Source organism: Polaromonas sp. AER18D-145, from assembly GCF_002379095.1.
Classification (GTDB): domain Bacteria; phylum Pseudomonadota; class Gammaproteobacteria; order Burkholderiales; family Burkholderiaceae_C; genus Polaromonas.
Genome location: NZ_NBZV01000048.1, coordinates 1 through 26,131 on the forward strand (window position 1 = coordinate 1; position 26,131 = coordinate 26,131).

Annotated in this window: 27 protein-coding genes and 1 tRNA gene; 8 read left to right on the plus strand and 20 right to left on the minus strand. The window is 60.8% G+C overall.

What is annotated here, in order from left to right; all coding sequences use genetic code 11:
- Positions 1 to 507: 507 nt before the first annotated feature.
- Positions 508 to 1,977 carry a catalase gene (locus tag B7G52_RS19150; RefSeq protein ID WP_096699122.1) on the minus strand — a complete coding sequence of 490 codons (1,470 nt, stop codon included), beginning with the start codon at positions 1,975 to 1,977 and terminating at the stop codon, positions 508 to 510.
- A 217-nt stretch (positions 1,978 to 2,194) separates the two neighbouring features.
- Between B7G52_RS19150 and B7G52_RS19155 the strand changes: the two genes are divergently transcribed.
- Positions 2,195 to 2,563 (plus strand): carboxymuconolactone decarboxylase family protein, encoded by a 369-nt coding sequence (locus B7G52_RS19155; protein WP_096699123.1) that lies wholly within the window; start codon positions 2,195 to 2,197, stop codon positions 2,561 to 2,563.
- A gap of 91 nt (positions 2,564 to 2,654) precedes the next feature.
- Positions 2,655 to 3,572 carry a hypothetical protein gene (locus tag B7G52_RS19160; RefSeq protein WP_240523533.1) on the plus strand — a complete coding sequence of 306 codons (918 nt, stop codon included), beginning with the start codon at positions 2,655 to 2,657 and terminating at the stop codon, positions 3,570 to 3,572.
- 60 nt (positions 3,573 to 3,632) lie between these two features.
- On the opposite strand, the gene B7G52_RS23850 is transcribed toward B7G52_RS19160, so the two are convergent.
- Complete coding sequence (locus B7G52_RS23850; RefSeq protein ID WP_205853090.1) at positions 3,633 to 4,091, minus strand: hypothetical protein; 459 nt, start codon at positions 4,089 to 4,091, stop codon at positions 3,633 to 3,635.
- A gap of 244 nt (positions 4,092 to 4,335) precedes the next feature.
- Between B7G52_RS23850 and B7G52_RS19170 the strand changes: the two genes are divergently transcribed.
- The 3 genes from B7G52_RS19170 to B7G52_RS19180 all read left to right on the plus strand — a co-directional run bounded on the left by B7G52_RS19170 (position 4,336) and on the right by B7G52_RS19180 (position 7,164).
- On the plus strand, positions 4,336 to 4,695 hold the full coding sequence (locus B7G52_RS19170) for an HPF/RaiA family ribosome-associated protein (RefSeq protein ID WP_096699125.1): 360 nt from the start codon (positions 4,336 to 4,338) through the stop codon (positions 4,693 to 4,695).
- Positions 4,696 to 4,921: 226 nt separating this feature from the next.
- Complete coding sequence (locus B7G52_RS19175) at positions 4,922 to 5,674, plus strand: metallophosphoesterase (protein WP_096699126.1); 753 nt, start codon at positions 4,922 to 4,924, stop codon at positions 5,672 to 5,674.
- Positions 5,671 to 7,164 carry a bifunctional serine/threonine-protein kinase/universal stress protein gene (locus B7G52_RS19180; RefSeq protein WP_096699127.1) on the plus strand — a complete coding sequence of 498 codons (1,494 nt, stop codon included), beginning with the start codon at positions 5,671 to 5,673 and terminating at the stop codon, positions 7,162 to 7,164. The genes B7G52_RS19175 and B7G52_RS19180 overlap by 4 nt, the downstream gene beginning before the upstream one ends.
- 74 nt (positions 7,165 to 7,238) lie before the next feature.
- Here the strand turns inward: B7G52_RS19180 and B7G52_RS19185 are convergent, their stop codons facing one another.
- Positions 7,239 to 7,793, minus strand: coding sequence for a PAS and helix-turn-helix domain-containing protein (locus B7G52_RS19185; RefSeq protein ID WP_096699128.1), 555 nt, complete (start codon positions 7,791 to 7,793; stop codon positions 7,239 to 7,241).
- A 113-nt stretch (positions 7,794 to 7,906) separates the two neighbouring features.
- On the opposite strand from B7G52_RS19185, the gene B7G52_RS19190 reads away from it, so the two are divergent.
- The 3 genes from B7G52_RS19190 to B7G52_RS19200 all read left to right on the plus strand — a co-directional run bounded on the left by B7G52_RS19190 (position 7,907) and on the right by B7G52_RS19200 (position 12,269).
- Positions 7,907 to 8,611, plus strand: coding sequence for a CoA transferase subunit A (locus tag B7G52_RS19190; RefSeq protein ID WP_096699129.1), 705 nt, complete (start codon positions 7,907 to 7,909; stop codon positions 8,609 to 8,611).
- Positions 8,612 to 8,622: 11 nt separating this feature from the next.
- Positions 8,623 to 9,261 carry a CoA transferase subunit B gene (locus tag B7G52_RS19195; RefSeq protein WP_096699130.1) on the plus strand — a complete coding sequence of 213 codons (639 nt, stop codon included), beginning with the start codon at positions 8,623 to 8,625 and terminating at the stop codon, positions 9,259 to 9,261.
- Positions 9,262 to 9,563: 302 nt separating this feature from the next.
- Entirely contained in the window at positions 9,564 to 12,269 is a 2,706-nt protein-coding gene (locus B7G52_RS19200; RefSeq protein ID WP_205853091.1) for an ABC transporter substrate-binding protein, read from the plus strand.
- Positions 12,270 to 12,512: 243 nt separating this feature from the next.
- On the opposite strand, the gene B7G52_RS23420 is transcribed toward B7G52_RS19200, so the two are convergent.
- The 17 genes from B7G52_RS23420 to B7G52_RS19280 all read right to left on the minus strand — a co-directional run bounded on the left by B7G52_RS23420 (position 12,513) and on the right by B7G52_RS19280 (position 26,112).
- Complete coding sequence (locus tag B7G52_RS23420; protein ID WP_141397498.1) at positions 12,513 to 12,767, minus strand: hypothetical protein; 255 nt, start codon at positions 12,765 to 12,767, stop codon at positions 12,513 to 12,515.
- A gap of 540 nt (positions 12,768 to 13,307) precedes the next feature.
- Positions 13,308 to 13,592 (minus strand): hypothetical protein, encoded by a 285-nt coding sequence (locus B7G52_RS23425; RefSeq protein WP_141397499.1) that lies wholly within the window; start codon positions 13,590 to 13,592, stop codon positions 13,308 to 13,310.
- Positions 13,593 to 14,019: 427 nt separating this feature from the next.
- The gene (locus B7G52_RS19210) at positions 14,020 to 15,345 is read right to left on the minus strand and encodes a phage major capsid protein (RefSeq protein WP_170954812.1); all 1,326 of its coding nucleotides are present in this window, start codon (positions 15,343 to 15,345) and stop codon (positions 14,020 to 14,022) included.
- Positions 15,346 to 15,499: 154 nt separating this feature from the next.
- Positions 15,500 to 15,748: a hypothetical protein gene (locus B7G52_RS19215; protein WP_096699134.1), complete on the minus strand. Its 249-nt coding sequence runs from the start codon at positions 15,746 to 15,748 to the stop codon at positions 15,500 to 15,502.
- A complete protein-coding gene (locus tag B7G52_RS19220; RefSeq protein ID WP_096699135.1) occupies positions 15,745 to 16,077 on the minus strand; it encodes a hypothetical protein in 333 nt (110 codons plus the stop codon). Before B7G52_RS19220 ends, B7G52_RS19215 begins: the two co-directional genes overlap by 4 nt.
- Positions 16,078 to 16,079: 2 nt before the next feature.
- Positions 16,080 to 17,687 (minus strand): DUF3987 domain-containing protein, encoded by a 1,608-nt coding sequence (locus tag B7G52_RS19225; protein ID WP_240523534.1) that lies wholly within the window; start codon positions 17,685 to 17,687, stop codon positions 16,080 to 16,082.
- Positions 17,687 to 18,148, minus strand: a complete 462-nt coding sequence (locus B7G52_RS19230; protein WP_096699136.1) for a hypothetical protein — start codon at positions 18,146 to 18,148, stop codon at positions 17,687 to 17,689. The genes B7G52_RS19225 and B7G52_RS19230 overlap by 1 nt, the downstream gene beginning before the upstream one ends.
- Positions 18,145 to 18,420, minus strand: a complete 276-nt coding sequence (locus B7G52_RS19235; protein WP_096699137.1) for a hypothetical protein — start codon at positions 18,418 to 18,420, stop codon at positions 18,145 to 18,147. Before B7G52_RS19235 ends, B7G52_RS19230 begins: the two co-directional genes overlap by 4 nt.
- Positions 18,417 to 18,662 carry an AlpA family transcriptional regulator gene (locus B7G52_RS19240; protein WP_096699138.1) on the minus strand — a complete coding sequence of 82 codons (246 nt, stop codon included), beginning with the start codon at positions 18,660 to 18,662 and terminating at the stop codon, positions 18,417 to 18,419. The genes B7G52_RS19235 and B7G52_RS19240 overlap by 4 nt, the downstream gene beginning before the upstream one ends.
- 99 nt (positions 18,663 to 18,761) lie before the next feature.
- Complete coding sequence (locus B7G52_RS19245) at positions 18,762 to 19,379, minus strand: hypothetical protein (protein WP_141397500.1); 618 nt, start codon at positions 19,377 to 19,379, stop codon at positions 18,762 to 18,764.
- A 57-nt stretch (positions 19,380 to 19,436) separates the two neighbouring features.
- The gene (locus B7G52_RS19250) at positions 19,437 to 19,709 is read right to left on the minus strand and encodes a hypothetical protein (RefSeq protein ID WP_141397501.1); all 273 of its coding nucleotides are present in this window, start codon (positions 19,707 to 19,709) and stop codon (positions 19,437 to 19,439) included.
- 102 nt (positions 19,710 to 19,811) lie between these two features.
- The gene (locus B7G52_RS19255; RefSeq protein WP_096699141.1) at positions 19,812 to 21,047 is read right to left on the minus strand and encodes an integrase arm-type DNA-binding domain-containing protein; all 1,236 of its coding nucleotides are present in this window, start codon (positions 21,045 to 21,047) and stop codon (positions 19,812 to 19,814) included.
- Positions 21,048 to 21,220: 173 nt separating this feature from the next.
- Positions 21,221 to 21,294, minus strand: a tRNA-Gly gene (locus tag B7G52_RS19260).
- 69 nt (positions 21,295 to 21,363) lie between these two features.
- Positions 21,364 to 21,795, minus strand: a complete 432-nt coding sequence (locus tag B7G52_RS19265) for a DsrE family protein (protein WP_096699142.1) — start codon at positions 21,793 to 21,795, stop codon at positions 21,364 to 21,366.
- Positions 21,792 to 23,273: an NAD-dependent succinate-semialdehyde dehydrogenase gene (locus B7G52_RS19270; RefSeq protein ID WP_096699143.1), complete on the minus strand. Its 1,482-nt coding sequence runs from the start codon at positions 23,271 to 23,273 to the stop codon at positions 21,792 to 21,794. Before B7G52_RS19270 ends, B7G52_RS19265 begins: the two co-directional genes overlap by 4 nt.
- A 53-nt stretch (positions 23,274 to 23,326) precedes the next feature.
- Positions 23,327 to 24,625 carry a 4-aminobutyrate--2-oxoglutarate transaminase gene (gabT, locus tag B7G52_RS19275; protein ID WP_096699144.1) on the minus strand — a complete coding sequence of 433 codons (1,299 nt, stop codon included), beginning with the start codon at positions 24,623 to 24,625 and terminating at the stop codon, positions 23,327 to 23,329.
- A 41-nt stretch (positions 24,626 to 24,666) separates the two neighbouring features.
- Positions 24,667 to 26,112 (minus strand): gamma-aminobutyraldehyde dehydrogenase, encoded by a 1,446-nt coding sequence (locus B7G52_RS19280; RefSeq protein WP_096699145.1) that lies wholly within the window; start codon positions 26,110 to 26,112, stop codon positions 24,667 to 24,669.
- Positions 26,113 to 26,131: the final 19 nt, after the last annotated feature.

Genomic DNA, 26,131 nt, shown 5'->3' on the forward strand with positions numbered 1-26,131 from the left:
CTCTCGGTTGCCAGGGCATGTGCTTCTCCTTGCGCCAATGGCGCTGAAGAAGTGTTTCCTATGTCTCCGAACACCTGTTTCGTATGTGTCCAGTCCATACAGTCGCCAAAAGAAAGGAAGCAAAAGAAAAGGCGACCCGATGGTCTGGGTCCTTCCGCTTCGCTCCAGGCAACCTGCGCTGCTCGATTGCGGCGGGGGTCCGCAGAACTCGCTGCGCTCGGACAACTGCGGCCCTGATCCCGCCTCCATCTGCGCTGCTCGGCCCAGCCAAACGGGTTGGGGGAACGAAGAGAAATGCGGGAAGACGATGACGCGCAGAGCGCGTCATCGTCGAACCCATACGCGCCAGTCATTCATACACGCGAGCGCAGCACACGCGGCCAAATGAAGTCCCCCTCCATCGCCCAGCGGGGCGAGGGAGCAAGGGGCTAGGGGTGGGAGTGGGGAGTCAGATCCTGCTGTCCCGAATGATCCCGAGTCGCGGCGTAAGGCCCGCGGTTCAAAAGCTCAGACCACAGGATTCGGCGTAGGCGACGCCGCACCCTTCGCCAGGGCCTCCAGTGCCTTCGCCACACCCGCGCCATAAGCCGGGTCGGCCTTGGTGCAATTGGCAATATGCCGTTCCTGGATGGCCTTTGATGCACCGCCGACCGAGCGGGCGGTATTTTCGAACAGCACTTGTTGCTGCGCCGGTGTCATCAGCCGGAACAGGTTACCCGGCTGCGAGTAGTAGTCCTCGTCGACGCGGTGGTTCCAGTGGTCGGCTGCGCCCTCAATCGACAGCGGCGGCTCGGCAAAATCCGGCTGCTCCTGCAATGCGCCTTTGCTGTTGGGCTCGTAGCCGATCTCTGCACCATTGTTGCTGTCGACGCGCATGGCACCATCGCGATGGTTGCTGTGGAAGGGGCATTTTGGCGCGTTCACCGGGATCTGGTGGTGGTTCACACCCAGGCGGTAGCGCTGTGCATCACCGTAGGAGAACAGGCGCGACTGCAGCATCTTGTCGGGTGAGAAGCTGATGCCCGGCACCACGTTGGCCGGGTTGAAGGCGAGCTGCTCGATTTCGGCAAAGTAGTTTTCGGCGTTGCGGTTGAGTTCCAGCACCCCCACGTCGATCAGCGGGTAGTCCTTGTGCGGCCAGACCTTGGTCAGGTCGAACGGGTTCAGGTGGTAGGTCGCCGCGTCTTTTTCTGGCATGACCTGGATCTGCAGCTTCCAGCGCGGAAAGTCCTTGTTGTCGATGGCGTTGAGCAGATCGTTCTGCGCGCTTTCGCGGTCCTTGCCGACCAGGGCTTCGGCTTCGGCATCAGTCAGGTTTTCAATGCCCTGCTGCGTGGGCAGGTGGAACTTGACCCAGAAGCGCTCGTTTTGCGCATTCAGCAAGCTGAAGGTGTGGCTGCCGAAGCCGTGCATGTGGCGGTAGGACTTGGGCAGGCCGCGGTCGCTCATGACGATGGTGACCTGGTGCAGGGCTTCGGGCAGCAGGGTCCAGAAGTCCCAGTTGTTTTCGGCGCTGCGCATGTTGGTGCGTGGGTCGCGCTTGACGGCGCGGTTCAGGTCGGGAAACTTCAGCGGATCGCGCAAAAAGAACACCGGCGTGTTGTTGCCGACCAGGTCCCAGTTGCCCTCTTCGGTATAAAACTTCATGGCAAAACCACGGATGTCGCGCTCGGCGTCAGCGGCACCGCGCTCACCCGCTACCGTGGAAAAACGGATCGCCAGGTCCGTCTTTTTGCCGATGGCGGAGAAGATTTTGGCTTTGGTGTATTTCGTGATGTCGTGCGTCACGGTGAAGGTGCCGAAGGCACCCGAACCCTTGGCATGCATGCGTCGCTCTGGAATCACTTCGCGGGCAAAATGCGCCAGCTTTTCAAGGTGCCAGACGTCCTGCAGCAGCACCGGGCCGCGCGGGCCGGCGGTCATGGTGTTCTGGTTGTCGGGGACCGGTGCGCCGGCGGCGGTGGTTAATTTGGTCATGATGCGTTCCTTCGGGTCAATGGGGCTGGCCTTGTCGGCGCAGGCGACAAGGTGTTGGTCAATTAATAGTTTTATGCTATTGATTGTTCGTTTATTTTCGCTCTTGACTATTTAAAGAGCAATGGCAAGTCCATAGTCATTGCTCAAGGCCGCGATAGGCGCAGGCTTATGGGGAGTCAGCGGCTATGCTGGTGATTTGCCCAGGAGCACACAACCCATGGAATCCCAATTCGACAAAGGCCTCGCCACCCGCAAGCAGGTGATGGGCGAAGATTTTGTAACCCATGCTTTCGCCAATGTCACCGATTTCACCCGTCCTATTCAGGAACACATCACCGCCAAAGCCTGGGGCGATGTCTGGCAGCGGCCGGGTCTGGAGCGCAAGACACGGAGCCTGATCACCGTGGCCATGCTCACGGCGCTCGGCAAGCAGCATGAACTCAAGGCGCACGTGCGCGGGGCGCTCAACAACGGCGCAACGTCTGCGGAAATTCAGGAGGTGTTGCTGCATGCCGCCGTTTATTGCGGTGTGCCCACGGCGGTGGATGCCTTCCGCACCGCTGCCGAGGTGATCGACGGCAAGTAGAAGAACGGGGCGGCAGGTCGGGATGCATTAGCTTCACAACTCATGATCTGCCGCGAAGTCCATGGCGAAACGGTTGCCCATAATGGCTCGCATGATGTGGTTTTTCCATGCCATCCAGCGGGTCGCCCGCCACGCCCTTGTGTTGCCGCTCTGGCTGGGGCTGTTTATACCTGTCTGGGGCGCCGGCGGCTCGCAGGCGCTTGGGCCTGCGGCTTTGCGTGCCAAGCATGTGGCCTTGGGTCCTCAACTTGCCAGCAATCAATTTCAGGGTCCCTTGTACTTGGCATCGACGGAAAGTGCCGAGCAGCTGGAAGGTGATGTGTACGCCCTGGTCAAGCACCCGTTCGGGACGGTCAGCGCCGAGCTGAGCGACCCCAGGCACTGGTGTGACATGCTGATCCTGCATCTGAACATCAAGTTTTGCCGTGCCAAGCCGGCCGGGGGAAGCACCCAGCTGGATGTGCGGATCGGTCGCAAGCATGACCGGCCTTTGCTCGAAGCGTCCACGGTTCTTTTCTCGTACCGCCCGGTCGCGGTAGATCCGGACTATCTGGCGGTCGAACTCGAAGCGGCGGATGGACCGCTGGATACGCATGATTACAAGATCCTGCTCGAGGCCGTCCCGATCGCGCAGGGGCAAAGCTTCATACATATGCGGTACTCGTTCGCCTATGGGCGCGCGGGTCGTGTCGCCATGCAGCTGTATCTGGCGACCCTTGGCCGCGGAAAGGTCGGGTTCACACCGACCGCAGCGGCTTCGTCCGGCGAGCCGCCGCCACTCATCGGCGGGGTGCGCGGCGTGGTGGAGCGCAACACGATGCGTTACTACCTTGCGATTGAGTCCTACCTTGATGCGCTGTCGGTGCCGCCACCGCAACGCTTCGAGAAAGGCTTGGAGGGCTGGTTCTCGGCGACCCAGAAATTTGCCCGCCAGCTGTATGAAGTCGACCGTGCCGCCTACCTCGAGATGAAACGCAAGGAGTACCAGCGGCAGCAGACGGCACCTTAGGCTGCAAGCCGCAAGCCCCGCAGTGGGGGGTTCTGGTTCAAGCTGTCCAGTTGATAAAGCTCAAGTTCGGAATATCGGTAGCATGAAATACTTAAATTTATCGTTCATCAACCATCCGGGAGATTTCTCATGAAAAAACTGTTGCTTCCCCTGAGCCTCGTTCTCGCACAGATGTTGGCCGTGAGTGCCTTCGCCCAGACCAAAGTGGGTGAAGCCGACGCCGAACAATCCAAGGGCCAGACCATGCCCAAGGCGACGCCCGCGGAAAAAGCCACTGCCAAGGCTGGTCGCAAAGCGGAAGGCGCCGCTGTTGCCGCCAAGCCCGTCGCGCCGCGCGCAGCCGAGGAAAAAGGTGTCGGCACCGCCAAGGCGGCCACCAAGCAGGAGCGTACTGCGGCCCGAGCCAAGCGCAAAGCCGCGGCCGCTGCCGCCCTCAAGAAAGGTGAGATCGCTTCCGGCGAAAAATGATCCAGCCTGGCTGGTGAGTGAAAGACGGGCCCTTCGGGGTCCGTTTTTCATGATGATGCTTTCAACGGTGCGCGCCCGATTTTCCGCCGTGCCTGCGGGCAGAAAGACCGACTGTTGCCGGCAGACGGTGCTGCGAAACGTTGCGGGTTTTCAGTCACCCTACTTGGGCGGGGGAATGCGGACTACACGCCATCAGGCGGGCAGGGCGCACAATGAATTTTCAGTCGCCGTCGTGTGACTTCATGGCAGCCCGGCCTTCACGCCGAACCTTGCCGACCCAGAAAGGAAAAACGACATGCAAGTTCAAGTCAACTCCAACCACACCATCCATACCGGTGAGTCGTTTGAGCGGTGGGCGAGTACGGAACTCAACGAGTCGCTGAGCCGCTTCAAGGACGACATCACCCGCATCGAGGTGCACATGAGCGACGAAAACAGCGACAAGGTCAGCATCGACCACAAGCGCTGCATGATCGAGGCGCGGCTTGCGCACCACGAGCCGCTGGCCGTCAACCACCACGCCTCCAGCCAGGACGAAGCCTTCCGGGGCGCGAGCGAGAAACTCAAGCGGGTACTTGAACACACGCTGGACAAGCTGCGTGACCACCGTTCACGCGAGTCCATCCGCCGCGAGCCCGGTTCGGGCGCCCTCTGAGCGGGCAGCCAGCCAGCGTGGGCTACCGGTGCATTTTTGGACCACTTTCTGTTTTGAAGTGTTTTTGGCCTCCAGCCCAATGATTGCATGCGCAATTAGCTATTAATATGATAGCAATCTGGCCGGTGAGTGTAGCCGCCCTCAGGCATGGAGGCGGCCCCATGCCGTCCGGTTGCCGATGCAAGCCTGGCATCAGGTTTACGGGTGATGATGTGCGCAACGACCGATGAAAATTGCCCTGCTGTCCGACATTCATGCCAACCTGCGCGCGCTGGACGCCTGCATGGAGCACGCTGCCGCCCAGGGGGCGCAGCGTTTCGCCGTGCTCGGCGATCTGGTGGGTTACGGAGCGCAACCTGTCCAGGTGGTGCGCAAGGTGCGCGAGCTGGCGCAGGACGGCGCCATTGTCCTGCAAGGCAACCATGACGCCTTGGCGGTGGCTCCGCAGGGCCAGGCCGGCACGATGGACGCGGGTGGGGCGGCGTGGACGCGCTCGCAACTGGCGCCCGCCGACCTGGATTTCCTGGCCGGCCTGCCGCTGACCGCCACCGACGGCGCCATGTTTCTGGTGCATGCCAGCGCCGACGCGCCGCAGCGCTGGCTGTATGTCGACAGCGGGCACCGGGCCGAGGCCAGCCTCCATGCGGCCTGCACGGACACGCGCGTGCGTTATGTTTTTGGCGGCCACGTGCACCAGCAGACCCTTTATTTCCGGGGTGCGAGCCAGCGCCTCTTGCGTTTTGCGCCGACGTCGGGCGCCGCCATTCCGGTACCGCCCCATCGCCGCTGGATTGCCACCGTGGGCTCGGTCGGACAGCCGCGTGATGGGGACACCGACGCGATGTATGCAATTTTTGATGCGGTCCGCGCCGAACTGACCTTTCACCGGGTCGCTTATGACCATCTCGCGGCGGCGGCCGATATCCGGGCCGTGGGGCTGCCGGAGGTTTTTGCGAAACGGCTGGAGCAGGGCTTGTGAAGCTGCTGGACCCGGGCACGGTGATTGACGGGTTCGAGGTCGGCGATTGCCTGCATGCCGGCGGCATGGCCCACATCTACCAGGTCGCTTATGCGGGCGCTGCGCAGCGCGAGCCATTTCCCATGGTCATGAAGGTGCCGCGCATGACCGAGGGCGACGGCGCGGAGAACATCGTCGGGTTCGAAGTGGAGCGGCAAATCCTGTCCGTGCTCACCGGGCCGCACGTGCCGCGCCTGGTGGCCGCCGGCGACCTGGCGAAGCTGCCTTACCTGGTCATGGAACAGGTGACCGGGCGCACCCTGCAGCAGCAGCTGGACGACAACCCCGCACCGCTGCCGGCTGAAGAAATCGCCCGGCTCGGCGCGGCCGTGGCGCAGGCCGCGCACAGCCTGCACCTGCAGGACGTCTGCCACCTGGACCTCAAGCCGGCCAATGTGCTGATCCGGCCGGACGGCCTGGCGGTGCTGCTCGACTTCGGCCTGTCCTGCCACGCCCACTACCCGGACCTGCTGGCCGAGGAGTTGCGCCCCGCCGTGGGATCGCCCACCTGGATGGCGCCCGAGCAGGTGGTGGGCATGCGCGGTGACCCGCGCAGCGACATTTTTGCCATCGGTGTCATGCTGTACGAGCTGGCCACGCGTGAGCTTCCTTTTGGTAATCCGCAAACCACCGGCGGACTGCGCCAGCGCCTGTGGATGGACCCGGTGCCGCCGCGCAAGTGGCGCCCGGAGCTTCCCGAATGGCTGCAGCAAGTGGTCCTGCGCTGCCTGGAACCGGAGGCCGCGCGGCGTTACGCATCCGCCGCGCACCTGGCCTTCGACCTGTCCCATCCGCAGCAGGTGCAGGTGACCGAGCTCGGGTGCCGCGTCCGGGCCACCGGGTTTTGGGCGCACCTGAAACGCTGGGTGCGCGCCGCCGGCATGCACTACCAGCCCAGCGCATTGCCGTCACGGCAGATTGACGAGGTGCCCATCATCATGGTGGCCGTTCCCAACCGTGACGTGAGTGATGCCACCCTGTACTCCCTGCGCGGGGCGGTGTCGCGTGCCCTCGGTACCGTGCCCGGTGCCCGGCTGGCCTGCGTGAGTGTGATTGACCCCGGTGAAACGCCGGGCCACGATAGCGCCTCCAGTGAGACCACGGTGCACCGGCGCTACCTCGGCATGTTGCAGCAGTGGGCCCAGCCGCTGGACCTGGGCGGCCAGACCGTCTCCTTCCACATTCTCGAAAACGGTGACGTCGCCCAGGCCCTGCTGCGTTATGCGCAAGGCAACCAGGTCAGCATGATCGTGATGGGCGCGGCCACCCACGGGCTGCAAATGCAGCGGCTACTGGCCACGGTGCCCATCCGGGTCGCCATGGCGGCGCCGTGCACCGTGGTGCTGGTCAAGCAGGCGCTGCCGTTCGACCAGTTGGGCGTGACGGACGGCGGCCCCGAACAGGACAAGCTGGAGGAAAGACCTCTGCGGGTTTCCAGGGTGATGATTTAGGAAAATAAGGGCCAAAAAGGCCGTCAGCCCTTTGCAGGCAAACGCAAAGCGCTATCAATAGAGGAGTGACTGGTTCAACCCGCCATCAGCTTGTGCACCAGGTCGGCGGTCGTGGATGCCTTGTACTTGCGCATCAGGCGGGCGCGGTAGATCTCCACCGTGCGGTGGCTGATGACGAGGGCGCGGCCGATTTCCTTGGATGTCAGGCCGTCCATCAGGTGCGCCGCGACCTCGCGTTCGCGCGCGGTGAGTTCGGCCTTGACGGGCCGGCGTGAACTGAGATCCTCGAAGGTCCAGATGCCGGACTCGTGCGGTGCGGCCCGGTTCAGCGCGCGCCCCGTGACATGGCACCAGAAGGTCTCGCCCTTGAGGCGACCGTCCACGCGTTTCATGATGCGGTCGTCGGCGTAGTGCCCCTTGGCATTGAGGATGGGCAGCATGCGCGCGCCTATGCGCTCATATTCGTCCGCGCTCGGGTAGAGGATCTGGAACGACTGGCCGGTGAGCTGCTCGCGCGTGGCCCCGAACATCTCGCACAGATGCTGGTTGCAGTCCACAATGGCCCGGTTGCGCGAAAGCACCAGACCCACGGGGGCCATATCAAATGCCAGGCGGTAGTCAATGTCCATGGTGGTGCAGGTGAGCCGGGCGTGCGGGTTTGACTTTAGGGATAACTACGTACGTGGATAGGTAGTATCGTAAGGCTTTTGAAGTTCGTGTTGAAGCTCTGCAGGAGATTTTTGTGAATAAACTTTTCCCCTCCGCTGACGAGGCCCTGAAGGGTATCGTCAAGGACGGTCAGCTGATGGCTGTCGGTGGTTTTGGCCTGTGCGGCATTCCCGAGGCCCTGATCGAAGCGCTGAAAGCCAGCCAGGTCAAAAACCTGACCGTGATCTCCAACAATGCCGGTGTGGATGGCTTCGGCCTGGGCAAGCTGCTCGAGACACGGCAGATCAAAAAAATGATTTCCAGCTATGTGGGCGAGAACAAGGAGTTCGAGCGCCAGTACCTGGCCGGCGAGCTGGAGCTGGAGTTCACGCCGCAAGGCACACTGGCCGAGAAGCTGCGCGCGGGCGGCGCGGGCATCCCTGCATTTTTCACGAAAACCGGTGTCGGCACCCTCGTCGCCGAAGGCAAGGAACTGCGCGAGTTCGATGGCGAAACCTATCTGATGGAACGCTCGCTGGTGCCTGATGTGGCGCTGGTCAAGGCCGACATCGCTGACCGCTCGGGCAACCTGCGCTTCAACCTGACGGCGCGCAACTTCAACCCGGCCGCCGCCATGGCGGGCAGGGTCTGCATCGTGGAGGTGGAGCGCATCGTCGCCACCGGCGAGCTGGCGCCCGACGACATCCACCTGCCCGGCATCTATGTGCACCGCATCGTGCACAACCCCACGCCCGAGAAGCGCATTGAAAAGCGCACCACCCGCGACCGTAAAGTTTGAGGAGCACGAACATGGCATGGACCCAGGATCAAATGGCCGCGCGCGCGGCGCAGGAACTCGAAGACGGTTTTTATGTGAACCTCGGCATCGGCATCCCGACGCTGGTGGCCAACTTCGTGCCCGACCACATCGAGGTGTGGCTGCAAAGCGAGAACGGCATGCTGGGCATTGGTCCGTTTCCGTACGAGGACGAGGTGGATGCCGACCTGATCAACGCCGGCAAGCAGACCGTGACCCCCATCAAGGGCTCATCGATTTTCGGTAGCCACGACAGCTTCGCCATGATCCGCGGCGGCAAGATCAACCTCAGCATCCTGGGGGCCATGCAGGTCAGCGAACACGGCGACCTGGCCAACTGGATGATTCCGGGCAAGATGATCAAGGGCATGGGCGGCGCCATGGACCTGGTGGCCGGCGTCAAGCGGGTCATCATCCTGATGGAGCATGTCGCGAAGAAGAAAGACGGCACGGAAGACCTGAAAATCCTCGAAAAATGCACCTTGCCCCTGACCGGGGTTGGTGTGGTGGACCGCATCATCACCGATCTGGCCGTGATGGACGTCACGCAGCAGGGCCTGAAAGTGGTTGAACTGGCACCCGGGGTCACCCTCGAAGCCCTGCAGGCCAAGACCGGCTGCAAATTGCTCTGAGCGGCTATTCCGCCTTCATGCGGCGTTCGCGCCGTCTGGAGGCAATGACAAGCTTTCCCCTGCCACCTCTTCAGGCTGGGACGCGTCGCTCCGGAGGCTGGTGGCGCGCAACTTGGCATTGGCTGGCCACCGGCCTGCACGGTCAGATGCCGGAATATGGCATTCATGGCTGGAGCGCGCTCTATTCCTGCGGGAGTAGCTATCAAAAAAAGAGCATGGCGCGAGGTGCCGGGCGTCGTACTTTCCCCCGAAAAAAGACATGCGCATGCTAGACTGAATTCACGATGTTTTGCTCGCGCCGCTTGCCCAAGTCCTTGCTGAATCCGGTGGGGCGGTCGGTGGCTGGAGCGGCGATTTTTGCGGTCATTGCGCTTTGGTTCTCATGCGCAGGTTCGGCCCATGCCGCACCCGACACCAAAGCACCCGAGCGCGTCACCCTGCAGCTCAAGTGGCTGCACCAGTTCCAGTTTGCCGGTTATTACGCTGCCCAGGCCAAGGGGTTTTACCGCGAGGAAGGCCTGGACGTCACGATTCGCGAGGGCGGTGCAAACCGGCCGGTGATTGCCACGGTTCTCAAAGGCGACGCGCATTACGGTATTGGCGACTCGGACCTGCTGATCAACCGCATCAACGGGCAGCCTCTGGTGGCGCTGGCGGCGATATTTCAGCACTCGCCTTACGTCCTCATGAGCCGGGCGGACCGCCGTCTTCGCGCTCCCAGCGACCTGGTTGGCGCCAGGGTCATGCTCTCCGAGGGTCAGGGCAGCATCCAGCTGCGTGCCATGCTCAAGCGCGAGGGCATTGACCCCCAGCGCGTCAACATTCTCCCGCAGTCCTGGAAGCTCGAGGACCTGATCGAGGGCAGGGTGGACGCCGTGTCGGCCTATTCGACGGTGGAACCTGCCATGCTTCGCGCCCAGGGCGTGGCGCCTGCGACCATGCGCAGCCTGGACTATGGTGTTGATTTTTATGGCGACATCCTCTTCACGACCGAGGCCCAGGCAGCGAAAGCCCCTGAACGTACGGCCGCATTCCTGCGTGCCACCCGCAAGGGTTGGGTATATGCCTTCACCCACGAACAGGAAATCGCCGATCTGATCACGGGCATGAAAGGTGTCCGGCAACGGGGACTGACCCGCGAGGCGCTGCTGGGCGAGGCGATGCAGATGCGGCCCCTGGTACTGCCCGACCTGGTGGAGATCGGGCATCTGAACCCCGGGCGGCTGGAGTCCATCGCGCGGACGCTGGTGAGCCTGGGCATGGTCAAGGCGGACTACTCCCTGGCGGGGCTGATGTTCGAACCGCAGACGGGCTTGCATCCTTCCCTGGTGCGATGGCTGACCGGTGCCGGCTTTGGCGTCGTCACCCTGCTGGCCCTGGTGCTTCTCTGGAACCTGCAAATGCGCCGCAGTGTTCGTGAGCGCACCCGGCAGCTGCAGACCGAGGTGTTGCGGCGGACTGAGGCGCAGCAGCAGCTCAAGGTCAGCCAGGACATGGTTCAGCTGATGTTCGGAACCGCTGCAACAGGCATCGTGATGAACACGCCCGACGGACGCTTCCTGATGGCCAATCCGGCCTATTACGCCATCGTGGGCTACTCCGAGGCAGAGTTGCAGGCCATGGACACCCGCGCGTTGACCCACCCCGACGACCGGGTCCGCTACGCCGCGCAGAGGGACCGGATGCTGGCCGGCGAGCTGGAGAGCTTCTCGGAAGAAAAACGGTATGTGAAAAAGGATGGCTCCGCCGTGTGGGTTCATTCCACGGTGTCCATGGTGCGGTCTGCGTCGGGGGAGGCCACACACATCATCTCGGTGACCGAAGACATCACGGAACGCCGGGCTATCCAGGACAAGCTGCACCAGAGCGACGCCTTGCTCAGGATTGCAGGGCGCACCGCGCGGATAGGCGGCTGGATGCTGGAACTGCCCTCGGATCATGTGATCTGGTCCGACGAAGTCTGCAAAATCCATGAGGTGCCGCCCGGAACCACGCCCTCCCTGCAGGAAGCGCTGCAGTTTTATGTGGTGCCTGAGTGGCGCGGGAAGATGGAAGCGGTTGTCGAAGCATGTATCGACAGCGGAACGCCCTTTGATGAAGAAATGGAAATCATCGTTGGCAGCGAACGCCGGGTCTGGGTCAGGGTGATTGGCGAAGTGGTGCGCGATGACGGCGGGCATATCATCCGGCTTCACGGCTCGACCCAGGACATCACCGAACGCAAGCAGGCCCAGGAAAGCATCCTGCGCCTCAATGCCGAACTGGAGGAGCGGGTGCGGCAGCGCACCTCGCAACTCGAGGCCGTCAACCGCGAACTCGAAGCGTTTTCGTATTCCGTATCACACGACCTGCGCTCCCCGCTCAACACCATCGACGGATTCAGCCAGCTGATGGAGCGCATGGCATCGGACAAAGTGGGCGAAAAGGGAAAGCATTACCTCAGCCGCATCCGCGCCGGCACCCGTCAGATGGGTGAGCTGATCGAAGGACTGCTTTCACTCGCCAAGCTGTCGCGGGACCCGTTGCGCGCCGGGACGGTGGATCTGGCAAGGATCGCCACGCAGGTGGTTCAGGCGTGCCAGGAGCGGGAACCGGAGCGCGAGGTGGATATCCACATCCAGGAGAACCTGTTGGCGCTTGGCGATCCGCTCCTGCTGTCCGTGGTGATCCAGAACCTGCTGGGCAATGCGTGGAAGTTCACGTCCCTGCAGCCGTTGGCGCGCATCGATCTGGGCTGCAACACCGGCGGGGACGGCGAGGCCATCTATTTCGTCAGGGACAACGGCGCCGGCTTCGACATGGCCTACGCCGACAAGTTGTTTGGAACCTTCCAGCGGCTGCATTCCTCCACGGACTACGCCGGTACCGGCATCGGGCTGGCCACCGTCAAGCGCGTCATTGACCGGCATGGGGGCCGGGTCTGGGCCGAGGCTGCCGAAGGGCAGGGGGCGACGTTTTACTTCACCCTAGGCGCGGTGGTGGTTGACAGTCCGGCGGTCGCCGCGTGAGAGGTGCCCCGGCCGGGGGCCGGGGTGGGAAGATGTGGAGGGTGATGGGAATCGAAGTGTTGTTTCTAAGCCGCGCCAGTGCTAGATTTCGGCGTTCGGTGGAACAAACTTACCCCCGTTTGTTCCCCCAGCAAGCTGGTTCTATTCCTGTTCATCGGCCGCGACACATCAGCACAATCTCACGGGCTGTAGTGCGGTCGATAGACACGACTGCACTTTTCCAAGTACCTCGCGCGCGCGGGGTCACCACTTGCCGAAGCCGGTAGCCTTGGCTACTAGGTCGCGGGTGTCACCCTTACCCTCCGGAAAATTTTCCGGAGGGCTTTGTACGCCAGCCTTCATGCGCTTCTCGGCCTGTTGTCCAAGTTCGACTTCAATCGCCTCGCCAATAGCCACACGCTCCGATGGCGTGAAGTCCTTGCGGAATTCGTTCTCAGCGAGTTCGCCCGACGTGTCTTTGGCAGCCTCTACCGTGGCCTCAAAGTGTTCGTCGCTCATGGCGGCTAGGGTTTGCCAATTGCTTGACTGGTCCTTTGTGATTCCCATGTCGGACAGGGTTGCGGCATGTGTGGTCGTTGCCTCCGACCGCACAATTTCAGCGCCACGCCCGTTCGGGTTGCCCTTCGCCCCAGTCGCCTTTTCCGTCGCCGCCAACATCTCCCCGGCCCGGCGCTGGGCACGGACACGAATCTCGGCCTTTGCATCCTTGGCGCTGGGTCACAGTTTGACGTGATGGAATGGCATCAAGGCGCGGGCAGCGTCAATCCTTAGTCTCAGGTCTTGCCGGGCATCCGTCATAAGCGCCAGCAGCCATGCCGCCGGGTCGTTGCGGTGCGGCAATAGGCACCCCGCGCCTCAGTCTCTGCATCCTTGGCGCTGGACACCGACCTGTTCCATTCGTACGCACATCCGCAATTGGCAAGACGACCCAAGTAATCAGCAAATGTTTAACATTCGCTGAATTCAAAATACCCCGCAAACCCAGCATTCATGCGGGTTTCAGGGCATTGTTAGGGGGCGGCGGCATTTGATTAAAGTTCAAAAGGGGGATATTTTCTGCGCGTGAGAGACAGAGTGGTGTCCAGAATGACCATCTTCCAAAGTTTGAGGCCCCCCCCACACCCCAAGCGGCGCGGCTTCCAGCTTGGCAACCAGCGCGGCCAGTTCATCAAACGATGCGCCACCATCGCGGGCGGTCTGTACCTGTGCCAGCAGCGCAGCCCGTAGGCGTGTCTCATGTTGCAAGGCGTGCGAATGTGCCAGCCGGTTGATTCGAGCCCGTAGCGGCCCGGCCAGTGGCCTGGGTGCGTGTGTCTGGTTCATGGCGCGGTGTCCTCTCTCGCGTGCGGGCGCGTGTATGCGCGGGAAGTTGTGGGTTAGCGTTAAATCAAAGGGAACTGACGGGTTTGGGGGGTCGAAGCGGCAGACTTTGGAGCCCCCCGGCCTTCCCCTTTTTTTGTCCACGTTTAGCGAAGCAAACCGAACAGCTCGGTTTAGCCGGGAAAAGCTCTAAACTTTTACTGCCGGGCGGGGTGCTTGGCGCTTGCATCCGTTGTTAGGGGTGAAGGTGTGCAGCACAGCGCGTTGAAACGCTTGCGGTGAACCTTCTCGCGCCACGTCTTCTCGCCGTTGCGCCATGCAATCCCATCTCTTTTCTCTGCGCGAGATACCCCGATACAAGCAAGCCACCTGCTCGGAGTACACCAGCCCATCTATGGGGTTGCTCTCTCGATGAGCTGGTGTTTGTTGCTTAGGCTCGGACGCCTGTCACCACTGCGAAGGCTGCGGGGTAGTTGACAACCACGTCAGCGCGAACATGGCAGGCAAAGCCAATTTCACCCGTTGCCGCGTAAGCCTCTTGCAGTAGCTGGATGCTTACTGACTCACGCATGGCGAAGTGCATATTGTCGAATGCCCCAACATAGATTTCAGAACAATCAGTTGATGTGCCTACCGTCAAGGTATTGGGGACTTGACTTGTGGCGATCAGCTTGACGGGTTGCAGCATGGCGGGCATGTTCACTGGCTGGCCGGTCGTGTCCACCAAACCACCCAGCTTAATCAGGCTGCGCGGCGACATGATGACCGCAGTAGGTGCCGGTCCGTCTGCTTGCAGAATGGCCTGATACCCGCTGAACAGGTTTGCATAACCTGCAAGGGCTGCACCGTTGGCGCCGTTGGTCACTGCCTGAATTCCAACTGTGTTCAGCAATCCGCGCGGCTCGGGCGCGGTGCCAGTTCCGCGAAGACCTGCACGATCAAGCTCCTTTGCGAAGGCTTGCGCGATGGCTTGATTCAGTGCGACGGTCAAACCCACAGCATCAGCCAGCAGCTCACGCGACACTTTGAACATGAAGCTCAAACTGCGCGGGGTCGCCACCACTGCGCGGAATGTCGGATCACTGGTTGCCAAGGTGCCCGCCTCGGCTCTCCAGGCTGCGGTGGGGATGGCGTTTACCGCTGCGGCGGTGTAGGTCTTTGCATTTTCTTCAAGGGGAACAATGCCAGCGCCTGCGGTCAGCAGCGCCGATACAGGAACCATTGCGCCCAGGATGCCGGGCATCAGTACACCAGGCACTGCAAACCCGCCTGCGGTGTCGGTGCCGACGCTCAGGGCATTCTTGACGCTCGGGGTAGTGCGTAAGTTTGCGATACCGCGAAGGTAATCGGCAATATCGAACTCACCGACTTCTTGCGAATTTCCGGTGTTGTAGTGTTTGGCAAAATCTGCGCTGTTGCGCATGACGTTCGATGCCGCGCCGGATGCTTGACGCTTGCCGAAGAATTTTTCAGCTTCTTGCATACGCTCGAATGCTTCGTTTACCGCTGCAATCGAGTTGCCTGCATATACCAGGGCATCGGTCACGCCGTCGGTGTAGTCGGCAGGCTTGAGGGTGTCGCTGATTGTGTTCAAGGCGCGGCGTGCGGTCTTGCGCATGGCGTGCAATTCAGCTTCTGAGAGGCTGGATGCGTTGGTGCCGATGTTTACGGCTTCCGGCAAACCGTTTTTAGCGCAAAGAGTCGTCCAGGCGTTGCGGGCGCTTTCTTCGGTGCCGTGATATGTAGCTTTTGACATGATGTTCTTTCGGTGTGGCCCAGGCGCAAAAAAAGCACGCCTAAGCCGATTCATTGATTGATGGCCTAGAAGCGCGCTTTCCCGTAGGGATGCCGATTCATGCGAACACTTGAAAAACCCGTTGGGATTTTCTTGCGCTCAATTGGCGCAAAGCTTAGCACAGTGGTTGCGATCTGTCACGCATTAATCGGATTTCACGCTCTGCATGTGCCGATGCCAATTGACGCGCCAGCATGAGCTGGATCGTCAAGGAGCCTATTTGATAAATTTCTCTGGCGGTCAACGCGCCGATGCTGCGCACCAGACTGCCAGCGGCGGGGTCCTTGAAGCTCAGCGGCGACTCACCATGAAGGGCTGCTTGGATATGGTGGGCGATAGTGTCGATATGGCTGGAATCGATCATGTCTTGCTTTCTGGATAGGTTTGTTTGAAGTGAGTCAGGAGGTCGGCTTGCAGCGCCGGCGGTGTGGCCAGGCATTCGGCCCGCATCTGGTCGCGGGCGGCCTTGCTGTCGCCGTGGTGGTCGCAGGCCCGCATGGCGGCCTTGAGTAGTTCGGCGGTGGTTTTGCTTGCGTCGGTCAGTAGCTCCAGCAGTTCGGGCTTGTGGTCCCGAATCAAGGCGCGTAGCTCATCGGTCAGGCGAGCCGCTGGCGAAGCTACCAATTTGCCGCCATCGTTCGAGACGGTCACGCCGGAATCACTGAGACGGCGGTAAACGGTCAGAGCACTCATGCTTAGAACTCCTCCACGTCAGCAGTTTTTTCTGCATCGGCCTGCGAAGTGTGCGAACTATGCGAATCAAGCGAATAATCAACACTGGCGCGGGTTGGCGGGTTTTTTTCGCCATTGCTAACTATCAATAGTTCGCTAACTAACTCACGTTCCCCGGTTGATTGTTCGCTTTTAAAAGTTTGTTCGCTAACTAAAAAATCATGCTCTAGCCCGCATGGATGCTCGTTGTTAGCCTTGTTCGCATAGTTAGCGGTAGTGAACTGATAAAACTTAGTCGGGCGTCCCGGTGCGCTGCGATCTTCTTCAACCGTGATGCGCGGCGGGTTGCTCGATAGCAATTCATCCAACGCGGAATCAATCCGGGTTTTGCTGGTGTGCCCGCTGAAACACTTCACCGTGATTTGCTTGCGCGTCACCCGTTTTTCTCGGCGCAGGAACTCCACGATCTTTTGCGCCGTGTCGTTCGTCTCTGCCACGACCACCTCATCGGCGGCGCTTGCAAAAATGAACTTCACGCTTTCCACTGAATACCGAACCCACGCCAGCGCAGCATTGACGTGATGCACCTCCACGGTGGTGGTCAGGTCGCACAGGGCGAACAGCATCGCCATGCGTAGCAGCATGGGGGCGCGGCGCTCGATCAGGGCGGTGATGCGCTCGCCCGCTGAGTTGTCGTTCAGCTCGCCGTGGTAGAGCTTTTCGTAGAGCTTGCAGGCGTCTGTTGAAAGCTCCACGCGCATATGGTCTTTCTCTACCCAGCGCTCGGCCTTGCAGAACGTCAGCACCTCATGCACGCGCAGGGCCAGGGCGTCCACCTCATCCTGGCGCGTGGCGCGGGGGAAGGCCAGCATCTTGGTACGCTCGGCCCAAAACATCATGAAACGGTTTGCAAAGCCGTTCGTCAGTTCCCGCGAAGCCATCAGGCCCAGCAGCTCGCCAGGCGTTACCGCGCCGATCATGGCGATATGGGGGTCAGTTGCCCAAAGGCGGCTGCTTTTCGTGGCGGGCTTCATGCTCACGCCGTCCCAGCAGTCGCGCAGCGCTGCCGACAAGGTGTTGCCTTCGCGCTTGCCTTGGTGCAGTACGTTGGCAAACTCGGACTCGATCACCAGCAGGCGCTTGTCCAGCACGGCTTCAACTTCGGTTTTTCCCTCGGTGTAGCCATCATGGATAAGGTACACCAGCCCTTCACGACTTGACAAGCCGCCACGGTGAACTTGAGGCGTGGCGTCTTGGCTCAGTGCCTTTAGCGCCCGCTCGATACGGCTGATAAGCGACACGGCGTCACCTTTGCGGCCACGGCCTGAGCGGCCAATGTGCAAGAAGAATCCCCGCGTATGGTGCCAAGTGTTGCCCACGGCCATGTAAGGCCCACGGCCCACAGCGCAGCTCATGAAGGCAATGAAGTTTGCAGCGACGGCGAACGGGTTGGCTTCGGTCGTGTCGCCACCGGCCCGCGCCACATCGCCGACAAGGCCGTAAAGGCAGGCGGGATCAGGCTGCGGCGCGTTGCGGTGGTTGTCTGGGCCATCGTCTGGGATGGTTTTTTCAACAATTCCAGCAGCGGCGTCCAGGCCGGCCATGTTGCGCTCATATTCTTGAGTGTTCATTATGCGAATGCCTCCGATATTGTTTGAATGCGCTGGGCGGCGACATACAGCCGGGCGCGATCTTTATCTGTGAGTTGGACGCCGTGGGCGATATTCCCGGCGGCGATGGCTGTCAGGGTTGACTCGAAGGCCAACACGCGGATTGCCTCCGTCGCCGGTAGCGGCTTGGGCCGCTGTTGCTTGCTGGGTTTTCCGTCGTCAACCCATGCGCCCAGGTCTTTAGCGGCGCTCATGAAGTCGAGGCCGTGCGCAGCCATGTGATAGGCCAGCACGTCGCCACCACGCGCACCACAGCCAGCCATGCAAACCCATGTGCCGGTGGTGGAGTTGATCCGCATGGAATCACTGCCGCCGTGAAAGGTGCAGCCCATTGTTTTCCACTTGCCCGGCCCCTTTGGGTTTTGGCCCTGACTTTCAAAGTAGCTGACAGGATCAGGAAGGCGGTCGCGGATAAAGCTCATGCTGCACCGCCGATCTGAGTCAGGAAAGCGCGCACGTCATTCAGATGGCTAAAAAATCGGGACTGATTCCAGCGACTGACAACAAAGGTAACCCGGCCATCGTCGGCGCGGCGGGTGTGTTGCAGGCTATGGCCCAACAATGCAAACTGCGCCTGCAGGGTCGCGTACTGCTTGCCTATATTTTCAGCAGGTGCTACAGTGGCGGCGTCTGTTTTGAGGTTTGCGTTTTGCCAGTCCCCCGACTGGCATTCGCTTTTCTGGGCCGCGCTCATGCCAGCACTTTGGCGCGCAGCCAGTTGGTGACACTGCCCGCAACCCAGCGGGTGCAGCGTGTGCCGTCCTTAATGGGCTGGGGAAATTTGCCATCGGCCACCTTGCGCCGGATGGTCGATTCAGACAGGCCGGTGACGGAGATAACCGTCTGGATTTTCAGCAGCGCGTCAGCAATTTGGACGGCGTGCAGGGATTGCGGTTGCGGGCGATTCTGACGGCGTTTAACAGTATCTGGTTGCATGATGCACCTTATGAATGAACATAGGTGCATTAGGAATTTATCTTGCTATTAAATCTATAGCATCGAGCCGGCTGAGTCACTACTTAGCTGGCTGAGTCACTACTTGGCTGGCTGAGTCGCGTTTTCCTTTTTCCATTGCCTACACCAACGGGTAAGCACATCTGCACTTTTTAGAGGTGCCTTTTCATCAGACTCGGGGCCAAACATTCGCAGCATGTCTAGCGCAAATTCTGCCTTGCTGGAATAAAGATTATTTTGCTTTTGCCATCTATCCCAGTAGGTCCGTACTGTCGCCTTCAGTGGTTGCTTAGGATCGGCCGCAACCCTCGCTTTGCCGCCACTAGCGGCCTTAACCTTGTTGAAGTGTTCAGCTAGTGGCTCGATCATTGCTCCTGAATCTACGGCTCCCCATCTGTAGCTGACGCAGTAAATGAATGCATCGAGCATTTCGACGCATGTCTCCGATTGCCTGATAACTGGGTCTTCGACAATTTCCTCAAGGCGAACACGCAGCGCTTCACGAGCTTTCCCCTCGGGGGAGTTGATGAATGCATCAAAGTTTCGTTTCATGTCGATCCACATCTGTGCCGCGCTCTCGTTTCTTAATCGGCATTCTTCTTCCCACTCTTCCTCACTCATTGCAGCGCGGGCTTCACGCACGCGCGCGACACTCGCGGGCGAGAGTAAATCAGATGGTTTTTTCTTCTCTTTTTTCATAAATCTCAATTCATGATCCTTGTTGCCACGCCCGAAGGCGCGGCGGTGGTTGCTAAGTTACGCAGCTAATTTTTTCTCGCGGAGATTACTTTCATGCAGATATTCCTCATATGCCTCATGAATGTCGTTTGCAACGCCCGAAGCAAGATATATCAATTCAGTCTTGATGGCGTCGTTCCAACTCCATTCAGTGTCAGTCAACACTTTGAGCAGCGCGTGAAGCTGCGGAATTTTTTCGCCCATAACGTCAATCCCCGCGTTTTGATGGCCATTTGCGCCTAAAACAAAACCGCGCTTATATTGACCCAGCGGTAAACTTTCGATAGCCATGATTGAACTCACTTTCAATTGTGGTTAGGCGGGCATTGGGCCTTTTACCCTCTGCCTGCCGCCTTGTTGCCCTGAATAAACCGCGTCAGGGCATCGCGGTATTTATGCCCGTAGCGGGATGACCTTCGCGCCTATGCGCAGGGTGTCCAGGTAGTCTGCCCACTCGATCATCATTTTGCGGCGTTGCGCCATGTAGGTGGTGCGGTCGTAGGCATTCCCCAACGGCCCGGATTTTCCGTGTGCGAGTTGGGCCTCGATCACGTCGCCGTCAGTGTCCAGGTGTTCTCCCAGGATGGTGCGCGCCATCGCCCGGAACCCGTGGGCGGTCATCTCGGTGTTGTCATAACCCATACGGCGCAGCGCGGTGTTGACCGTGTTGTCGCTCATGGGGCGCTCGCCGGTCAGCAGGCTGGGGAAAACGTAGCGGCCATGACCAGACAGGGGGTGAATGCGCTTCAGGCAGGCGATGGCCTGCGGTGCCAGCGGGACAAGGTGCGGCCTGCCGCTGATCTTGCTTTGCTTGGTGCGCTTCATGTCCTTTGACGGTATGGTCAGCATGGCGCTATCGAAGTCAATCCACGTCCATTCCATTTGACGGATATTACCGGGGCGCTGAAAAAGCAGGGCAGACAGAATCAGGGCTTCGCGTGTGGTGGGGTGCCCGTGATATGCCTCGATGGCGCGCAGCAGTTCACCGGCCTGCTTAGGCTCCAGTACCGCGCCCATGTGTTTGACGATCACGGCCTGCAAGGCACCACGCAGCGCATGGGCGGGATCGTTGACACAGCGGCCCGTGGCGATCCCGTAGCGGAACACCTGGCCAGCGTACTGGCGCAAGTAGTGGGCGGTCTGGATGATGCCGCGTGCCTCTACCCGGCGCAGGGCATCCAGCAGCAGCGGGGCGGTAATCTCAGTCAGTGGCAGACTGCCAAGCCGGGGGAAAAGATTGCTCTCTTGCAGGCGTATCCACTTCGCGCTGTGAACTTCGCTCCACTCTTTCTTCTTGACCGTCAGGAACTCACGCGCCACTTTTTCGTAAGTGTTGGCAGAACTGACGCGGGATGTTGCTTTATCAAGCTGGCGCTTTTGGGCGGGGTCAGTGCCTTGCGTCAGCAGTTTGCGGGCGTCATCGCGGGCAATGCGAACGTCTTTAAGTTTTACCGCTGGATAGTTGCCCAGGGACAGGCGTTTTTCCTTGCCGTCAAAACGGTACTTCCAAAACCAGCGCTTTGACTCATTGGGGGAAACTTCAAGGTACAAGCCCCCGGCGTCGGTGAATCGTGCGCGGGCCTTGCCGGTGGGGCAGGATGCTGCCTTGCAGGTGATTTCGGTAAGCATGGGGGAACAAACTCCAGGAAAAAGAACAAAACTTGTTCTGTTCCCCCGTTTGTACCCCCAACTATGCCGCGTTGCAATGGGTGCTCATGGCGGCACTTGACGGCTTAATAGAGCCTAAGTTATTGATTTAATTCAACTTTTGACTGTTTATGACGTGTTATGAAAGTCATAAATGGAGCGGGTGATGGGAATCGAACCCACGCTATTTGCTTGGGAAGCAAAAGTTCTGCCATTGAACTACACCCGCATGTTTGCCTGCATTATAAAAGCCAACCGGCCGGTTGGCTTTTCTTTCATCAGGGAGCGCGACGGCGCCTCAAGGACGCACGTAGGCCCAGCCTTCATCCTGCCTTTTCATGAGCTGAACCACGCCTGAACGGGCATAGCTGATGGACGCGTTCATGTCCGCCTTGGTGAGCTTTTGGGTCGTCATGGTGTTTTCGCAGGCCACGACCTGAATGCCGGATTTGGTGGCCTCGGTAATGCGGTTGTTTGTCGTCGCGTCGGACTTGAGCATGCCGATGCCGGGACCATAGGCCACAATTTCGATGCTTACCTTGTCGGCGCCGCCGTATTCCTGCTGCACATTCTTGGCGTTGTTCAGGGCCAGGTTCCATTTGGCGGCATCGCCGTCGCTGACCTGGAGTACCACCTTGGGCTTGGCAGGCGCTGCGGTGACCGCACACCCGGTGAGGAAGGTGGCGCTGAAGGCCAAGACAACGGATTGAATGTATTTATTTATGATCATTTCTGAATGTCTCCAATACAAAGGTATTTGATTTCCACGTAGTCATCCATGCCGTGATGGGAGCCTTCGCGGCCCAGTCCGGACTGTTTGACACCTCCGAATGGTACATGCTCGGTGGCCAGAACGCCCACATTGATGCCGACCATGCCGTATTCCAGGGCCTCGCTCACCCGGAAGATGCGGCCCACGTCGCGGCTGTAGAAGTAGCTCGCCAGGCCGAATTCGGTGTTGTTGGCCGCATCCACGGCCTCCTGTTCGGTCTTGAAGCGGAACACCGGGGCGAAGGGGCCGAAAGTTTCTTCCCGCGCGCACAGCATGTCGGGCGTGGCATTGGCCAGCACCGTGGGCTCGAAGAACTGGCCTTTCAGCTTCTTGCCGCCCACCAGCACCTTGCCACCCTTGGCGACCGCATCGGCCACATGGCGCGCCACCTTCTCCACCGCCGCGTCCTCGATCAGCGGGCCCTGCGACACGCCGTCCTCGAAGCCGTTGCCTACCTTGACGGCGCGCACCTTGGCGGCGAATTTCTCCACGAACTCGTCGTACACGCTGTCCTGCACGTAGATGCGGTTGGCGCAGACGCAGGTCTGGCCGGCATTGCGGTACTTGCTGGCCATGGCGCCTTCCACGGCCGAATCCACGTTGGCATCGTCGAACACGATGAAGGGCGCGTTGCCGCCGAGCTCCAGCGACATTTTCTTGACGGTGGGCGCGCTTTGCGCCATCAGGATGCGGCCCACTTCGGTCGAGCCGGTGAAGCTGATGTGGCGCACCACATCGCTGGCGCAGAGCACCTTGCCCACCGCGATGGAGTTGTCGCTGTCGGCCGTGATCATGTTGAGCACGCCCGCCGGAATGCCGGCGCGAATGGCCAGCTCGGCCGCGGCCAGCGCCGTCAGCGGGGTCAGCTCGGCCGGCTTGATGATGACCGGGCAGCCGGCGGCCAGGGCCGGGGCGACCTTGCGCGTGATCATGGCCAGCGGGAAGTTCCACGGCGTGATGGCGGCGCAGACGCCGATGGGCTGCTTGATCACCATCAGGCGGCGGTTGTTGTCGAACTGGGGCAGGGTCTCGCCGTTGACGCGCTTGGCCTCTTCGGCAAACCACTCGACAAAACTCGCGCCGTAGGCCACTTCGCCCTTGGCTTCCGCAAAGGGTTTGCCTTGCTCGGCGGTCATGATGCGGCCCAGGTCCTCGACATTGGCCATGAGCAACTGGTACCACTTGAGCAAAATCGCGTGGCGCTCCTTGCCGGTCTTGCTGCGCCAGGCGGGCCAGGCCGCGTTGGCGGCGGCAATCGCGGCTTCCGCATCCTTGGCGCCGAGGTTGGCCACGTCGGCGAGTTTGAGGCCGGTGGCGGGGTCGTTCACATCAAAACGGGCCGTGCCCTTGACCCATTGGCCGTTGATCAGGGCGTCGGTCTTGAGCAGGCTGGGATCTTTCAGGAGGGACAGGGGTGAGGCAGTGGTTGAGTTCATGGCGGCAGATGAAAAGTTGTGGAAAGTCTGTGTTGGCCATTATCGTTGCAGGCCTAGGGGGCCAGGCAAGTGGTCAAAGCGGCTTCCAGCATCTGGAGGCCTTCATCCACCAATGCATCGCTCGCGGTCAACGGCACCAAAATCCGCACGACATTGCCGTAGGTTCCGCAGGACAGCAAAATCAGCCCTCGACGCGTGGCCTCCGCGCACAGGCGTTTGGTCAGGTCGGCATCGGGTTGGTGCACGTCGCCGTTCTTGCACAACTCAGTCGCCACCATGGCGCCCAAGCCGCGCACATCGGCGATGCAGGGGTGTTGGGCGGCCAGGGCTTGCAGGCGTGTGGTCAAGCGTGCGCCCAGGGTCCTGCTGCGCTCCAGCAGATTTTCTTTTTCAAACACCTTGAGCACGGCCAGTGCGGCGGCGCAACCCAGGGGGCTGCCAGCATACGTACCGCCCAAGCCGCCGGGGGCTGGCGCGTCCATGACTTCGGCACGGCCCACCACCGCCGAGATGGGGAAGCCTCCTGCCATGGACTTGGCCATGGTGATCATGTCGGGTGCCACACCGCTTTGCTCCATGGCAAACCAGGTGCCGGTGCGGCCGGCACCGGTTTGTATTTCATCGGCAATCATCAAAATGCCATGCTGATCGCAAAGCGCGCGCAGGCGTTGCAGAAATTCCGGCGAGGCCACATTGAAACCGCCTTCACCCTGCACCGGTTCCACAATGATGGCGGCCACCCGGTTGGCCTCGATGTCGTTCTTGAAGATGCTCTCCACGGATGCGATGGCTTCGTCCACGCTCACGCCATGCAGCGCATTGGGAAACTGGGCATGGAATATTTCCGCGGGGAACGGGCCAAAGCCGGTTTTGTAGGGCGCTACTTTTCCAGTCAGGCCCAGGGTGAGAAGGGTGCGCCCGTGGTAGCCGCTGGTAAACGCGATGACGCCGGAGCGCTGGGTGTAGGCGCGCGCGATTTTGATGGCATTTTCCACCGCCTCTGACCCCGAGCTCAGCAACAAGGTCTTCTTGTCAAAGTTGCCAGGCGCCAGTGCATTGATTCGTTCTGCCAACTCCACATAGGGCTCGTACGCCACCACCTGGAAGCAGGTGTGGGTGTAGTTGTCGAGTTGCGCCTTTACAGCGGCAATAATTTCAGGGTGACAGTGCCCCGTATTGAGCACTGCAATGCCACCCGCAAAGTCGATGTAGCGTCGGCCTTCCACGTCCCACACCTCGGCGTTTTCACCGCGTGCGATAAAAACTTCGTGGCTCTGGCCCACGCCCCGTGGTACAGCGGTTTTACGGCGGGCCATGAGGGCGGCGTTGGTTGGGGTGCTTGCAATGGTCATCGTGTGCTCTTTACTTGAGGAAGTGTCTCTTGGTGCGTGGGCTATGCGTTGTGTTTGACCATGACATGGCGCACGCAGCTGTAGTCTTCCAGCGCATACACCGACATGTCCTTGCCGTAGCCGGAGTGCTTCATGCCGCCGTGCGGCATTTCCGACACCAGCATGAAGTGGGTGTTGACCCAGGTGCAGCCGTACTGCAGCCGAGAAGCAATGTTCATGGCGCGGCCCACGTCGCTGGTCCACACCGAACTGGCCAGGCCGTATTCCGAATCATTGGCCCAGGCCACAGCCTGCTCTGCGTCCTTGACGCGTGTGATGGACACCACCGGGCCAAACACCTCGCTGCGCACAATCTCGTCGTCCTGCAAGGCACCGGCCACCACCGTGGGCTTGTAGAAAAAGCCCTCGGTGCCCCAGGCGCTGCCACCGGCGGTGATCTCCACATGGGGCAGTTGGCTGGCGCGGTCCACAAAGCTGGCCACGCGGTCGCGCTGGCGGGCCGAGATGAGCGGCCCCATCTCGACGCCGGGTTCCTGCTGCAGGCCCAACTGGATGCCAGACACCGCGCTGCTGAGGTCGGCCACCAGGCGCTCGTAAATCCTGGCGCTGGCGTAGACACGGCAGGCGGCGGTGCAGTCCTGCCCGGCGTTGTAATAGCCAAAAGTACGCAGGCCTTCGACCACGCTGGCAATGTCGGCATCGTCCAGCACGATGACCGGTGCCTTTCCGCCCAGTTCCAGGTGGGTGCGTTTGATGCCACGTGCGGCGGATTCCATGATTTTGCTACCCGTGGATACATCGCCGGTGAGCGAGGCCATGCGGATACGCGGGTCGCGGATCAGCGGCGCGCCCACCGTGTCGCCCCGGCCACACACGATGTTGACCACACCCGGGGGCAGGATGTTGGAGAGCAACTCGCCAAAGCGCAGGGTGGTGAGCGGCGTCATCTCCGAAGGCTTGAGCACCACGGTGTTACCCATGGCAATGGCCGGGCCCAGTTTCCAGGCGGCCATCATCAGCGGGTAGTTCCACGGTGCAATGGACGCCACCACGCCCAGCGGGTCGCGTCGGATCATGCTGGTGTGGCCCGCCAGGTACTCGCCGCCCAGGCTGCCGGACATGTTGCGGATGGCACCGGCAAAAAATCGGTACACATCGGCAATGGCCGGAATCTCGTCATTGCGGGCGGCGCTCAAGGGTTTGCCGCAGTTCAGGGACTCCAGCATGGCGAACTCGTCGCCGTGGGCCTCCACGGCATCGGCAATTTTCAGCAGGTAGGCGCTACGGTCCTTGGGGGTGAGTGCGGCCCAGGCCGGAAACGCGGCGTGGGCGGCGTCCACGGCCTGGCGCAACTGGTCCGCGCTGGCTTCGCGCACTTCGCACAGCACTTCGCCGGTGGACGGATTGAGCACGTTTTCGGCCCGGCCTTCGCCGGTGACACTGGTGCCGTTGATCAGGAGTCGGGTGGGAAATCGTGTTGCAGCCATGGTGGAGAGTCCAGAGGAT

Coding starts and splice junctions, on each gene's coding strand:
- B7G52_RS19150 (WP_096699122.1), bottom strand. CDS start 1,977: ATGACCAAATTAACCACCGCCGCCGGCGCACCGGTCCCCGACAACCAG.
- B7G52_RS19155 (WP_096699123.1), top strand. CDS start 2,195: ATGGAATCCCAATTCGACAAAGGCCTCGCCACCCGCAAGCAGGTGATG.
- B7G52_RS19160 (WP_240523533.1), top strand. CDS start 2,655: ATGATGTGGTTTTTCCATGCCATCCAGCGGGTCGCCCGCCACGCCCTT.
- B7G52_RS23850 (WP_205853090.1), bottom strand. CDS start 4,091: ATGAAAAACGGACCCCGAAGGGCCCGTCTTTCACTCACCAGCCAGGCT.
- B7G52_RS19170 (WP_096699125.1), top strand. CDS start 4,336: ATGCAAGTTCAAGTCAACTCCAACCACACCATCCATACCGGTGAGTCG.
- B7G52_RS19175 (WP_096699126.1), top strand. CDS start 4,922: ATGAAAATTGCCCTGCTGTCCGACATTCATGCCAACCTGCGCGCGCTG.
- B7G52_RS19185 (WP_096699128.1), bottom strand. CDS start 7,793: ATGGACATTGACTACCGCCTGGCATTTGATATGGCCCCCGTGGGTCTG.
- B7G52_RS19195 (WP_096699130.1), top strand. CDS start 8,623: ATGGCATGGACCCAGGATCAAATGGCCGCGCGCGCGGCGCAGGAACTC.
- B7G52_RS23420 (WP_141397498.1), bottom strand. CDS start 12,767: ATGAGCGACGAACACTTTGAGGCCACGGTAGAGGCTGCCAAAGACACG.
- B7G52_RS23425 (WP_141397499.1), bottom strand. CDS start 13,592: ATGAACCAGACACACGCACCCAGGCCACTGGCCGGGCCGCTACGGGCT.
- B7G52_RS19210 (WP_170954812.1), bottom strand. CDS start 15,345: ATGTCAAAAGCTACATATCACGGCACCGAAGAAAGCGCCCGCAACGCC.
- B7G52_RS19215 (WP_096699134.1), bottom strand. CDS start 15,748: ATGATCGATTCCAGCCATATCGACACTATCGCCCACCATATCCAAGCA.
- B7G52_RS19220 (WP_096699135.1), bottom strand. CDS start 16,077: ATGAGTGCTCTGACCGTTTACCGCCGTCTCAGTGATTCCGGCGTGACC.
- B7G52_RS19225 (WP_240523534.1), bottom strand. CDS start 17,687: ATGAACACTCAAGAATATGAGCGCAACATGGCCGGCCTGGACGCCGCT.
- B7G52_RS19230 (WP_096699136.1), bottom strand. CDS start 18,148: ATGAGCTTTATCCGCGACCGCCTTCCTGATCCTGTCAGCTACTTTGAA.
- B7G52_RS19235 (WP_096699137.1), bottom strand. CDS start 18,420: ATGAGCGCGGCCCAGAAAAGCGAATGCCAGTCGGGGGACTGGCAAAAC.
- B7G52_RS19240 (WP_096699138.1), bottom strand. CDS start 18,662: ATGCAACCAGATACTGTTAAACGCCGTCAGAATCGCCCGCAACCGCAA.
- B7G52_RS19245 (WP_141397500.1), bottom strand. CDS start 19,379: ATGAAAAAAGAGAAGAAAAAACCATCTGATTTACTCTCGCCCGCGAGT.
- B7G52_RS19250 (WP_141397501.1), bottom strand. CDS start 19,709: ATGGCTATCGAAAGTTTACCGCTGGGTCAATATAAGCGCGGTTTTGTT.
- B7G52_RS19255 (WP_096699141.1), bottom strand. CDS start 21,047: ATGCTTACCGAAATCACCTGCAAGGCAGCATCCTGCCCCACCGGCAAG.
- B7G52_RS19265 (WP_096699142.1), bottom strand. CDS start 21,795: ATGATCATAAATAAATACATTCAATCCGTTGTCTTGGCCTTCAGCGCC.
- B7G52_RS19270 (WP_096699143.1), bottom strand. CDS start 23,273: ATGAACTCAACCACTGCCTCACCCCTGTCCCTCCTGAAAGATCCCAGC.
- gabT (WP_096699144.1), bottom strand. CDS start 24,625: ATGACCATTGCAAGCACCCCAACCAACGCCGCCCTCATGGCCCGCCGT.
- B7G52_RS19280 (WP_096699145.1), bottom strand. CDS start 26,112: ATGGCTGCAACACGATTTCCCACCCGACTCCTGATCAACGGCACCAGT.